The following is a 1,727-nucleotide window of genomic DNA, read 5'->3' as shown; positions in this document are numbered from 1 at the left end:
ACGACGAAGCCGCGAACCGGCCGGTGCTTTTTACACCCACTTTCGGACGCGACCGCGGATAAGCCGCCAAAGGCGTCGAGGCCCTACGATGCGAGCCACGTCGTCCATCAACGAGGGCAGGCTCGCAAACGACGAGGACATTGATCCCTCCTGCCGGCAAGGAGCCAGACATCGGCCACACGTCCCAGGTAGCACTAGACGGCGCCTCTCTGTGTCAAGAGCCCGGTGTGGGGGTCGGTTGTAGGGTGGCTGCTGGTAGGTCCGGGAAGTGACTTGTCCGAAGCGTCAGCGTGCGGGGTTTGAGCTGGCCGCGCTGGATATTGGAGTCGCCCCCGAGTGTCCTCCCGGGCCTGCCCCACATCTGGCCGCGTCGCGGATCAGTTGTCGGTATACCACGTCGGAGAGGCGTCGTTTGAGGCAGCGCAATGCTTCTCGGTGACTCTTCCCGGCGGCTCGTTTTCGTCGGTAGTAGTCCCGTCCAGGGGTGTCACGGGCGATCTGAGTAATGGCCATCGTGTGCAGGCAGCAGTTGAGCTGACGGTCACCGGTACGGGAGAGGCGATGACGAGTGACATCGCCGGAGGAGGCTGCGATGGGTGCAGTGCCGGTGTAGGTGGCGAACGCGTCGGCTGAGCGAAAGCGGTGAACAGTGCCGACGCGGGCCACGATTTTGGCGGCGTTGAGGATCCCGATGCCGCTGAGTTCTGTCAGGGTGGTGCCCGAGGATTCCACCGCGGCTGCGATGTCGACGGCGGCTTTGGCGATGCGACGGTCGAGTGCGCGGACCTCGGCGACGAGGTCGGCGGCCAGGCTGCGCAGCGTCTTGAGCGCGGGCTCGCGGGGCCGGATCTGGCGCAGGATGTCGGCGGCCCGGTCAGCCGTCTGTTGACCGTCTCTCGGGATGACGACCACGCGGTGGTCATTCGTCATTGAGCTTGCCGATATGACCGTTGGCGTGGTCGTCAGGTTGATCTTGGTCGTGTGCACCATCAGTGTGACGAGGAACTGATGGGTCGCGCGGCACCCCGCTGAAGTCTTGGCGGGCTCGCAGGGTGCCGCGCTGTAGTGCACGGAGGCACTGATGGTGACGGTAGAGGCTGATCTGGTCTGCGTCGAGTCCCGGCTGGCGGCCGGGCAGATCAGGTGCCCGGTGTGCTCACAGGGCGTGCTGGGTGGTTGGGGATTTGCCCGCATTCGCCGTGTCGTTGGGCTGATCACTCCGGTACGGCCGCGGCGGGCGCGATGCCGATCGTGTTTGGTGACGCACGTGTTGTCGCCGGCCACGGTATTACTGCGCAGAGCCTATGCAGCCGAACAGATTTGGATGTCATTGGCTGCTCGCGCACAGGGGGTTGGGCATCGCCGGATCGCTGCTCGGCTCAACATTCCGGCGACCACGGTACGGGGCTGGCTGCGCCGGGCCGGCGGCCGATTGGAGGCGATCCGGGTGTGGTTCCTTCAGGTGGCGGTCCAGACCGGGATCGACGTGGCGATCCCCGACGGGGTCGGCTGCGGCTGGGGTGACGTGGTGGCGGCGGTCGAGGCCGCAGTGGCGGCGGTCGGGCAGCGGTTCGGGCCGGCCGGGTTGGTGGGCGCGGTGACGCCGGCGTTGGTGATGGTCGCGGTCACCGGCGGCCGACTGCTGGCACCGGACTGGCCGACGACGCGGTAGCCCGGATTTTTCGTGGGATGTCGCCTGTAGGGGTGTGTAGATAAGCGAAAGTGCC

The 1,727-nt window shown here is 66.5% G+C and carries 2 protein-coding genes; one reads left to right on the top strand and one right to left on the bottom strand.

The genetic code is table 11. The features are described from left to right. Positions 1-285: 285 nt before the first annotated feature. Positions 286-930, bottom strand: coding sequence for a transposase (locus CRM90_RS29835; RefSeq protein ID WP_233209604.1), 645 nt, complete (start codon positions 928-930; stop codon positions 286-288). 151 nt (positions 931-1,081) lie between these two features. Here CRM90_RS29835 and CRM90_RS29830 point away from each other — a divergent pair, with 151 nt between their 5' ends. After that, on the top strand, positions 1,082-1,672 hold the full coding sequence (locus CRM90_RS29830; RefSeq protein WP_102810431.1) for a hypothetical protein: 591 nt from the start codon (positions 1,082-1,084) through the stop codon (positions 1,670-1,672). Positions 1,673-1,727 lie beyond the last annotated feature (55 nt).

The sequence above is a fragment of the Mycobacterium sp. ENV421 genome (assembly GCF_002887815.1).
Classification (GTDB): domain Bacteria; phylum Actinomycetota; class Actinomycetes; order Mycobacteriales; family Mycobacteriaceae; genus Mycobacterium.
This window is presented reverse-complemented; position numbering and strand designations above follow the sequence as displayed.